Origin of the sequence: Streptomyces muensis (assembly GCF_021474425.1) — a bacterium.
Classification (GTDB): Bacteria; Actinomycetota; Actinomycetes; order Streptomycetales; family Streptomycetaceae; genus Streptomyces; species Streptomyces muensis.
The window spans coordinates 1-9695 of sequence record NZ_JAKEIP010000291.1; the positions used below are offsets into that span (position 1 = coordinate 1).

10 protein-coding genes and 1 pseudogene are annotated in these 9695 nt (G+C 71.9%); 8 read left to right on the forward strand and 3 right to left on the reverse strand.

Annotated features, from left to right (window positions below; translation table 11 throughout):
• The 3 genes from L0P92_RS37990 to L0P92_RS38000 form a co-directional block, all read right to left on the reverse strand.
• A partial coding sequence (locus tag L0P92_RS37990; protein WP_234767663.1) for an aminoglycoside phosphotransferase family protein occupies positions 1 to 850 on the reverse strand: 850 nt, incomplete at its 3' end.
• 59 nt (positions 851 to 909) lie between these two features.
• A complete protein-coding gene (locus tag L0P92_RS37995; RefSeq protein WP_234767673.1) occupies positions 910 to 1350 on the reverse strand; it encodes a ferritin-like domain-containing protein in 441 nt (146 codons plus the stop codon).
• 59 nt (positions 1351 to 1409) lie between these two features.
• Positions 1410 to 1967, reverse strand: a complete 558-nt coding sequence (locus tag L0P92_RS38000) for a hypothetical protein (RefSeq protein ID WP_234767664.1) — start codon at positions 1965 to 1967, stop codon at positions 1410 to 1412.
• 210 nt (positions 1968 to 2177) lie between these two features.
• On the opposite strand from L0P92_RS38000, the gene rimP reads away from it, so the two are divergent.
• From rimP to L0P92_RS38040, 8 genes and pseudogenes are all read left to right on the forward strand, one after another.
• Positions 2178 to 2684, forward strand: coding sequence for a ribosome maturation factor RimP (gene rimP, locus L0P92_RS38005; protein WP_234767666.1), 507 nt, complete (start codon positions 2178 to 2180; stop codon positions 2682 to 2684).
• Positions 2685 to 2686: 2 nt separating this feature from the next.
• Positions 2687 to 3673: a transcription termination factor NusA gene (gene nusA, locus L0P92_RS38010; protein WP_030958814.1), complete on the forward strand. Its 987-nt coding sequence runs from the start codon at positions 2687 to 2689 to the stop codon at positions 3671 to 3673.
• Positions 3674 to 3775: 102 nt separating this feature from the next.
• The gene (locus tag L0P92_RS38015; RefSeq protein ID WP_234767667.1) at positions 3776 to 4072 is read left to right on the forward strand and encodes a YlxR family protein; all 297 of its coding nucleotides are present in this window, start codon (positions 3776 to 3778) and stop codon (positions 4070 to 4072) included.
• Positions 4073 to 4219: 147 nt separating this feature from the next.
• Positions 4220 to 7333: a translation initiation factor IF-2 gene (infB, locus tag L0P92_RS45560; protein WP_234767669.1), complete on the forward strand. Its 3114-nt coding sequence runs from the start codon at positions 4220 to 4222 to the stop codon at positions 7331 to 7333.
• A 185-nt stretch (positions 7334 to 7518) separates the two neighbouring features.
• Complete coding sequence (locus L0P92_RS38025) at positions 7519 to 7812, forward strand: DUF503 domain-containing protein (RefSeq protein ID WP_234767670.1); 294 nt, start codon at positions 7519 to 7521, stop codon at positions 7810 to 7812.
• Between the two features lie 37 nt (positions 7813 to 7849).
• Positions 7850 to 8305: a 30S ribosome-binding factor RbfA gene (gene rbfA / locus L0P92_RS38030; RefSeq protein WP_031484943.1), complete on the forward strand. Its 456-nt coding sequence runs from the start codon at positions 7850 to 7852 to the stop codon at positions 8303 to 8305.
• Positions 8302 to 9207 carry a tRNA pseudouridine(55) synthase TruB gene (gene truB / locus L0P92_RS38035; RefSeq protein ID WP_234767672.1) on the forward strand — a complete coding sequence of 302 codons (906 nt, stop codon included), beginning with the start codon at positions 8302 to 8304 and terminating at the stop codon, positions 9205 to 9207. The genes rbfA and truB overlap by 4 nt, the downstream gene beginning before the upstream one ends.
• Positions 9208 to 9481: 274 nt before the next feature.
• A pseudogene (locus tag L0P92_RS38040) lies at positions 9482 to 9695 on the forward strand (hypothetical protein); the annotation flags it as partial.

Below are 9695 nucleotides of genomic sequence, written 5' to 3' on the forward strand. Positions count from 1 at the left end.
CCACCCGGAGGGCCCGCACCCCGGACTCCACCGCCCGGAACAACGTCCACCCCCGCAACCGCTCCTGATCCACCTCCAACGACTCCGCCAGCCGCTTCACCCGCCGCCGAGTCGTCGCCGCCCCCGAAGGCGACGCGATCAGATCCTCCACCCGATCCCGCACCAACCGCGCCAGATCGAACGCACACTCACCCACGACGGGATCCGGCCCCACCGCAAGCCACGGCATCCGCTCACCCGCCAGCACCTTGCTCTGCCGGAACGTCCCATGCAGCAACCGCTGCTCGGGCGGCGCAGCCAACAGCTCCTCCCGGGCGGCCAGCGCGGCATCGACCAGCGCGGCCACCTCGCCGAAGCCCGACGCAGTCGCCCGCATGGCCTCCGCCTGCCGCCCCGTCCGCAGGGCGACGGTCTCGAAGGAATGACCACCCGGCGGCTCCACCCACAGCCGCCGCAACGTCCCCGCCGCCTCCAGCAACGCCTTCGCCTCGGGCAACGACCGCACGGACACATCCGGATGCAGCCGCTCCAACAGCAGCACGCCCTCGGTCACGAACGGTTCGAGAAGCTGTACGGCGCCCGCACCGGCCCAGTGCGCGAGCGCGGCCCGCTCGCTCTCGGGACGGGACCGGGGCGGCGCCAGCTTGAGCACAGCGGGGGAGTCATCAGCACGCCGCACCAGCACCACCAGGCTGCTGCGCCCGCCGGGCACCTGCACCCGCTCAACGGTCAACTCGCGTAGCGCGACGGCCTGGTGGGCCGCCTCCGGCAGCCGTTCCAACCAGTCGTCACCGTCCGGCGCCGTTTCACCGAGCGCCCTGACCAGACGCTGCGGCGGTTCGAAAGCCATGCGCGAGTCGTTCCCTTCCCGTACTTCCCGTCCTGCCCGTACCTGTTCGCCGGCCGGCGTCAGGCGGTGGGCGCCGGCGACGCCGACGCGGTGCCCGCCCGCTCGGCGAGCCCAGGGAAGGCTACGCTCTCGCCCCGCCAGCGCACCGCCCGCACCGCCGCCTCCCGCAACGCCTCGGCGGCCGTACCCCGCAGCGGGCCCTCGGCGGCCCGCACCAGGTCGGAGTACACCCCGGCCACCCGGTCCTCCAGTCCGGCGGCGAACCGGACGGCCGCCGCGGAGTCCGGCACCGGGAACGGCAGCGCGTACGCGGCGCTCGCGGCGACCGGCTCGGCGCCCAGGTCGCGCACCTCGCGCGCCAGCGCGTCCCGCCGCGCCCGGTGCGCGTCATACGCCGCACGTGCCTCCGAGCGCTGCTCCGCACGGATCCGGCCGCCGACGACGCCGTACCCGTACACCGCCGCGTGCTCGGCGGCGAGCGCCGCCTGAAGGGCCTTCAGTCGCTCCTTCCCGCCGTCCGCGCCGTCCTTGCTGCCCTTGCCGTCCTTGCCCGTCTCGCTCACTTGGCCCCCTCCGTCAGCAGATACGCGTGCACAGCCCCGGCCGCCGCCACGGAGGCCAGCAGCCGCGCCAGTTCGCCCGGCAGTTCGAGCAGCGCCTTCGCCCGGCGGTCCGCGAGCGCCCGTTCGGCGGCGGCCAACTCGGCCAGCGCCTCCCGCTCGTCCACGGGCACGGCGGCCGAAGGAGAGGGCGAGGCCGACGGTGACGCCTTGCCCTGTTGGGCCTTGGGCGCCCCGGACGTCGTGGAAGGTCCCCCGGAGGGGCCGCCGCCGAACGCCTCCACATGCCGTACCGCCTCCGCCCGCAACGGCCCCACCAGCACCGCCAGCGCCGGATGGACGGCGAGCACCGCGTCGTACCGCTCGACAAGGCCCTCGCTCTCCCGGGCCGCACGCGCGCGTGCCCGCTCGGCGAGTGACGGACTGCCGCTGGTGCCGCCGTCCGAGTCCTCGGACCCGGCGGAGCAGCCCACCAGCAGCGCGGCGCCCGCGGCCGAGGCGAGCAGGGTTCTTCTGCGCGGCCCCGAGGGGGAGCGCGGCGGCGAGGGGTACGGCACGGCAGACGTCCTCGGGGAACTCGTACGAAAGCGGTTACGGGAACAGCGGGTCGAACAGGCCCGTGATCACCGTACCCGCGCGGGCCGACCGCACCACTCATCGGCACCGTCCGCGCACAGGTGGACGGCAACAGTCCTTGCGACCGGATACCCTTTGACCAGACACGCGACCCATCCCACAACAGCACACGCGGCCGAGGAGTCACCCGGATGAGCACCACCCAGAGCGAAAGGCTGCGAGAACTACTGGAGCCGCTCGTCAGCTCCCAGGGCCTGGATCTCGAAGAGATCGCAGTGGACTCCGTCGGACGCAAGCGTGTGCTCCGCGTCGTCGTCGACTCCGACACCGGTGCCGATCTGGACCGGATCGCCGATGTGAGCCGCGCGCTCTCGGCGAAGCTCGACGAGAGCGACGCGATGGGCGAGGGCGAGTACACCCTCGAAGTGGGTACCCCGGGCGCGGAGCGCGCCCTGACCGAGCACCGCCACTACGTGCGTGCCGTCGACCGGCTGGTGAAGTTCCAACTCGCCGAGGGCGGCGAGCTGGTGGCCCGGATCCTGAAGGTCGACGACGACGGACTCGACCTCGAGGTGCCCGGAGTGAAGGGCCGCAAGGCCACCTCCCGCAGACTCGGTTTCCCGGAGATCGACAAGGCGCGCGTGCAGGTCGAGTTCAGCCGCAAGGACAGCAAGGACGAGAAGGAAGAGGAGGCGTAGCCGTGGACATCGACATGAGTGCCCTGCGGGGCTTGGTTCGGGAGAAGGAGATCTCCTTCGACCTGCTGGTCGAGGCGATCGAGTCGGCCCTCCTCATCGCCTACCACCGCACCGAGGGAAGCCGCCGCCACGCGCGCGTGGAGCTGAACCGGGAGACCGGCCATGTGACCGTGTGGGCGAAGGAGGATCCCGAGGATCTGGAGGAGGGCCAGGAGGCCCGCGAGTTCGACGACACCCCGTCCGGCTTCGGCCGTATCGCCGCCACCACCGCCAAGCAGGTCATCCTGCAGCGGCTGCGCGACGCCGAGGACGACGCGACGCTCGGCGAGTACGCCGGGCGCGAGGGCGACATCGTCACCGGTGTGGTCCAGCAGGGCCGCGACCCGAAGAACGTGCTCGTGGACATCGGCAAGCTGGAGGCCATCCTGCCGGTGCAGGAGCAGGTGCCCGGCGAGACGTATCCGCACGGGATGCGGCTGCGGTCGTACGTCGTACGGGTGGCGAAGGGCGTGCGCGGTCCGTCCGTGACCCTTTCGCGCACGCACCCCAACCTGGTGAAGAAGCTCTTCGCGCTGGAGGTGCCGGAGATCGCCGACGGGTCCGTCGAGATCGCCGCCATCGCCCGCGAGGCCGGCCACCGCACGAAGATCGCCGTACGGTCCACCCGCAGCGGTCTGAACGCCAAGGGCGCCTGCATCGGCCCCATGGGCGGCCGTGTGCGCAATGTCATGGGCGAGCTGAACGGCGAGAAGATCGACATCGTCGACTGGTCGGACGACCCGGCCGAGATGGTGGCGAACGCGCTGTCGCCGGCCCGGGTCTCCAAGGTGGAGGTCGTGGACATGGCAGCCCGCTCCGCCCGGGTGACCGTGCCCGATTACCAGCTGTCGCTGGCGATCGGCAAGGAAGGGCAGAATGCCCGACTTGCCGCCCGGCTCACCGGCTGGCGGATCGACATCCGCCCGGACACCGAGCAGGCCGGGGAATAGATCCAAGCCGTAGGTCGCTCAGATCACGTCAGGTTACTGAGCGGCAACTGTTCGAATCCTGCCCCAAAGGGGTGAGGTCGGCACGGGGAGGTAGACTTAACGGTGTCTGGCCGGACACGCGTCCGCGCATGCCCTGAACGCACCTGTGTGGGGTGCCGGGAGCGAGCGGCCAAGGCTGATCTGCTGCGGATCGTGGCGATCAAGGGCGAGTGCGTCCCTGATCCTCGCGGTACGCTGCCCGGCCGGGGTGCGTACGTACACCCCGCACTGGTCTGTCTCGACCAGGCGGTGCGCCGCCGGGCGTTCACGCGGGCGTTGCGCGCCCCGGGAGCGCTCGACACAAAGGCGTTGCGCCGGTACGTCGAGCAGACAACAGTTGCTGAGCAGGCAACACCGTAAGAAGCGTCGTACGGAACCGCCGTGCGGCCCAGGTACCCCGCGAGTTGGAAGTAGGTCGAGATTGCGATGAGCACTCGATGAGCACGCGATGAGTACGCCCATGAAGTAGCGACGGTCCGGCCGCAACCCGGACCTAAAAGGAGCGAAGTGGCTAAGGTCCGGGTATACGAACTCGCCAAGGAGTTCGGTGTGGAGAGCAAGGTCGTCATGGCCAAGCTCCAGGAACTCGGTGAATTCGTCCGTTCGGCGTCTTCGACCATCGAAGCGCCCGTCGTCCGCAAACTGACGGACGCCCTCCAGCAGGGCAGCGGAGGCGGCAAGCCCGCCCCCGCCCGCAAGGCTGCCCCGGCGAAGCCGGCGGCCCCCTCTCCGGCGCAGGCTGCCCGTCCGGCCGCCCCGCGCCCGCCGGCCCCCAAGCCGGCCGCTGCCGAGAAGCCCGCGGCTCCCGCCGCGCCGGCCGCTCCCGGCCCCCGTCCCACTCCGGGCCCGAAGCCCGCGCCGCGGCCCGCCCCGGCGTCCCCGGCTCCGACCACGCCCGAGTTCACCGCGCCCCCGGCGGCTCCCGCCGCTCCGGCCGCCTCCCAGGGCCAGGGCTCCGGCCCGCGTCCGGGTGCTCCGCGTCCGGGCGGCCAGGCGCCGCGTCCCGGTGCCCCGCGTCCGGGTGGTCCCGGCCAGGGCGGCCAGGGCCGTGGTGACCGCGGCGACCGTCCCGGCGCTCCGCGCCCGGGTGGCGGCGCCCCGCGTCCCGGTGCCCGTCCGGCCGGTCCCCGTCCGGGCAACAACCCGTTCACCTCTGGTGGCTCCACCGGCATGGCGCGCCCGCAGGCGCCCCGTCCGGGCGGTGCCCCGCGTCCCGGCGGCCAGGGCGGCCCCGGTGGTCCCGGCGGCGCCCCGCGTCCGCAGGGCCAGGGCGGTCCCCGTCCCCAGGGCGCGGCGGGCGGTCCCCGTCCGCAGGCTCCGGGTGGCGCGCGTCCCACGCCGGGCGGCATGCCCCGTCCGCAGGGCGGCGGCCCGCGTCCCGGCGGCGGCCCCGGTGGTCCGCGTCCGAACCCCGGCATGATGCCGCAGCGTCCTGCTGCCGGCCCGCGTCCCGGCGGCGGTGGCCCCGGTGGCCGTGGCCCCGGTGGCGGCGGTCGTCCCGGTGGCGGCGGCGGTCGTCCGGGCGGCGGTTTCGCCGGTCGTCCCGGTGGCGGCGGTGGCGGTTTCGCCGGTCGTCCCGGTGGCCCCGGTGGCGGTGGCGGCGGTTTCGCCGGCCGTCCGGGTGGTCCCGGCGGTGGCGGCGGTGGCCGTCCCGGCTTCGGCGGTCGTCCCGGTGGTCCGGGCGGTCGTGGTGGCACGCAGGGCGCCTTCGGTCGTCCCGGTGGTCCCGCGCGTCGTGGTCGCAAGTCGAAGCGGCAGAGGCGCCAGGAGTACGAGGCCATGCAGGCCCCGTCGGTCGGCGGCGTGATGCTGCCTCGCGGCAACGGCGAGTCCATTCGCCTGTCGCGCGGTGCGTCGCTCACCGACTTCGCGGAGAAGATCAACGCCAACCCGGCGTCGCTCGTCGCGGTCATGATGAACCTCGGCGAGATGGTCACCGCGACCCAGTCCGTCTCCGACGAGACGCTCCAGCTCCTCGCCGACGAGATGAACTACACGGTTCAGATCGTCAGCCCGGAGGAGGAGGACCGCGAGCTGCTCGAGTCCTTCGACATCGAGTTCGGCGAGGACGAGGGCGACGAGGAGGACCTGGTGGTCCGCCCGCCGGTCGTCACCGTCATGGGTCACGTCGACCACGGTAAGACCCGACTGCTCGACGCCATCCGCAAGACGAACGTCATCGCGGGCGAGGCCGGCGGCATCACCCAGCACATCGGTGCCTACCAGGTCTCGACCCAGGTCAACGAAGAGGACCGCGCGATCACCTTCATCGACACCCCGGGTCACGAGGCGTTCACCGCCATGCGTGCCCGTGGTGCCCGGTCGACGGACATCGCGATCCTGGTCGTCGCGGCCAACGACGGCGTCATGCCGCAGACGGTCGAGGCGCTCAACCACGCCAAGGCGGCCGACGTCCCGATCGTCGTCGCGGTCAACAAGATCGACGTCGAGGGCGCCGACCCGACCAAGGTGCGCGGTCAGCTCACCGAGTACGGGCTGGTGGCCGAGGAGTACGGCGGCGACACGATGTTCGTCGACATCTCCGCCAAGCAGGGTCTGCACATCGACTCCCTGCTGGAGGCCGTGATCCTGACGGCCGACGCCTCGCTCGACCTGCGGGCCAACCCGAACCAGGACGCGCAGGGCATCTCGATCGAGTCCCGTCTCGACCGCGGCCGCGGTGCCGTGGCGACGGTCCTCGTCCAGCGAGGCACGCTGCGGGTCGGCGACACGATGGTCGTGGGCGACGCCTACGGTCGTGTGCGCGCCATGCTCGACGACAACGGCAACAACGTCGCCGAGGCCGGTCCGTCGACTCCGGTCCAGGTGTTGGGTCTCACCAACGTCCCGGGCGCCGGCGACAACTTCCTCGTGGTCGAGGAGGACCGTACGGCCCGCCAGATCGCGGAGAAGCGCGCCGCTCGCGAGCGCAACGCGGCCTTCGCCAAGCGCACGCGCCGCGTGTCGCTGGAGGACCTGGACAAGGTGCTGAAGGCCGGCGAGGTCCAGCAGCTGAACCTGATCATCAAGGGCGACGCGTCCGGATCGGTCGAGGCTCTGGAGTCGTCCCTGCTGCAGCTGGACGTCGGCGAAGAGGTCGACATCCGCGTCCTGCACCGCGGCGTCGGTGCGGTCACGGAGTCCGACATCGACCTGGCCATGGGCTCCGACGCCATCGTCATCGGCTTCAACGTCCGGGCAGCCGGCCGTGCGCAGCAGATGGCGGAGCGCGAGGGCGTGGACGTCCGGTACTACTCGGTCATCTACCAGGCGATCGAGGAGATCGAGGCGGCCCTCAAGGGCATGCTCAAGCCGGAGTACGAAGAGGTCGAGCTCGGTACGGCGGAGATCCGCGAGGTCTTCAAGTCGTCCAAGCTGGGCAACATCGCGGGTGTTCTCATCCGCTCCGGCGAGGTCAAGCGCAACACCAAGGCGCGCCTCATCCGCGACGGCAAGGTGGTCGCGGAGAACCTCAACATCGAGGGTCTGCGTCGCTTCAAGGACGACGTCACCGAGATCCGCGAAGGGTTCGAGGGCGGTATCAACCTCGGCAACTTCAACGACATCAAGGTCGACGACGTCATCGCGACGTACGAGATGCGCGAGAAGCCGCGGGCGTAACAGCCACGGTTGGTGCCGGCCGGCGGGACTTCGGTTCCGTCGGCCGGCGCGCCGTTTGGCCCTGGGTCAGCGGTGCGTAATATCCGTCGATCGGCTCACCCCCTTCGATGTACCGTTCTGATGTCCCCGCCCGATCAGCAGGCGGGGCCATCGATCCCGGGCCGGCGGGTGAACCGGTTGCATACATGTATGTGGGGACTCTGTCCTTCGACCTGCTCCTCGGTGACGTGCGTTCACTGAAGGAGAAGCGCTCTCTCGTCCGTCCGATCGTGGCCGAACTCCAGCGCAAGTACGCGGTGAGTGTGGCGGAGACGGGGAACCAGAACCTCCACCGCAGGGCCGAGATCGGGCTCGCGGTGGTCTCCGGGGACACGGGACACCTCACCGACGTACTGGACCGCTGTGAGCGGCTGGTCGCCGGGCGGCCCGAGGTGGAACTGCTCTCGGTTCGACGCAGACTCCACAGCGACGAAGACTGAAGCAAGCAGCAAGAGAAGTTACTAAGGAGACGGACCAGTGGCCGACAACGCGCGGGCGAAAAGGCTGGCGGACCTCATCCGGGAGGTGGTGGCCCAGAAGCTGCAGCGTGGGATCAAGGACCCGCGGCTCGGCTCGCACGTCACCATCACGGACACCCGGGTCACGGGTGACCTGCGGGAGGCGACCGTCTTCTACACGGTGTACGGGGACGACGAGGAGCGGGCGGCCGCCGCGGCCGGACTGGAGAGCGCCAAGGGCGTGCTCCGCTCGGCCGTCGGTGCCGCGGCGGGCGTGAAGTTCACGCCGACGCTGACCTTCGTCGCCGACGCCCTGCCGGACACCGCCCGGACCATCGAGGACCTCCTCGACAAGGCGCGCCAGTCCGACGAGAAGGTGCGCGAGGTGTCCGCGGGCGCCAAGTACGCCGGTGAGGCGGACCCGTACCGCAAGCCGGGCGCCGAGGACGAGACGGACGGCGACACCGCGGAATGACGCAGAAGCACACCACGCCCGACGGCCTTGTCATCGTCGACAAGCCGTCGGGCTTCACTTCGCACGACGTGGTCGCCAAGATGCGCGGTATCGCGCGCACGCGGCGCGTCGGGCACGCCGGCACCCTCGACCCCATGGCGACGGGCGTCCTCGTCCTCGGCGTCGAGAAGGCGACCAAGCTCCTCGGTCATCTGGCCCTGACCGAGAAGGAGTACCTGGGCACGATCCGCCTGGGCCAGACCACCGTCACCGACGACGCCGAGGGCGAGATCACGGGGTCGGTCGACGCCTCGAAGGTCACCCGCGACGCCGTCGACGCCGGGATCGCCAAGCTGACCGGCGACATCATGCAGGTGCCGTCCAAGGTCAGCGCCATCAAGATCGACGGGGTGCGCTCCTACAAGCGGGCGCGGGACGGCGAGGACTTCGACATCCCCGCCCGGCCGGTCACCGTCTCGTCCTTCTCCGTGTACGACGTCCGGGACGCCGTCGCCGACGACGGCACCGCCGTGCTCGACCTGGTCGTGTCGGTGGTCTGCTCCTCCGGTACGTACATCCGTGCCCTCGCCCGTGACCTCGGCGCCGACCTGGGCGTCGGCGGCCACCTCACGGCGCTGCGCCGCACCCGGGTCGGCCCGTACAAGCTGGACTCGGCGCGGACCCTGGAGCAGCACCAGCAGGAGCTGACGGTGATGCCGATCGCCGAGGCCGCCGCGGCCGCGTTCCCGCGCTGGGAAGTGGACGCCAGACGCGCCCGGCTGCTGACCAACGGGGTCCGGCTCGACATGCCCGACGAGTACGCGGGCGCCGGTTCCGTCGCCGTCTTCGGTCCCGAGGGCCGCCTCCTCGCGCTCGTGGAGGAACACAAGGGCAAGGCGAAGAGCCTGGCCGTCTTCGGCTGAGGCACCGGGCACCGCTGTCCGGTGCCTGCCCGTGGAGCGGCGGCCACGGGGTCGTACCCGCCGCTCCACGGTCCCCCTCGGTTCCCCCACCCCTAGGGTGTATCCAACGACGCCCGCCTGTTCACCCGTCTGTGCAGGCGCTCGGAGTGAACCGAGGGAGCGGAAGGGGGCGCGTTCGCCGAGCGATCTGTCCCGCTGATCACATCCCGCCTACCGTCGAAAAAACAGGGCGTAGGCGTATGGGCGTGTGGGCGCACGGCGGGGAGGTTCGACGATGGCGGGACGAGGCCCGGGGGCGGGCGGCGACCGCCGGATGCCGGACGGCACGCGGGCGGCGGAGGCGCCGGGCCGGGGGTGGGGCACGTGGGATGCCCAGTGGGCCGACGGAGGTCTGCGGGGCGCGCGGGAGGACAGCCGGGGCGGTCCTGGCACGTCGGCGGATGCGCCGGCGTCTTGGGGCGCGGCGGGCGGGCTCGGCGGGGTCGGTG

Bases quoted from the DNA above. Each gene is read 5' to 3' on its own strand.
- rimP (WP_234767666.1), top strand. From the start codon at position 2,178: ATGAGCACCACCCAGAGCGAAAGGCTGCGAGAACTACTGGAGCCGCTC.
- L0P92_RS38025 (WP_234767670.1), top strand. From the start codon at position 7,519: ATGTATGTGGGGACTCTGTCCTTCGACCTGCTCCTCGGTGACGTGCGT.
- truB (WP_234767672.1), top strand. From the start codon at position 8,302: ATGACGCAGAAGCACACCACGCCCGACGGCCTTGTCATCGTCGACAAG.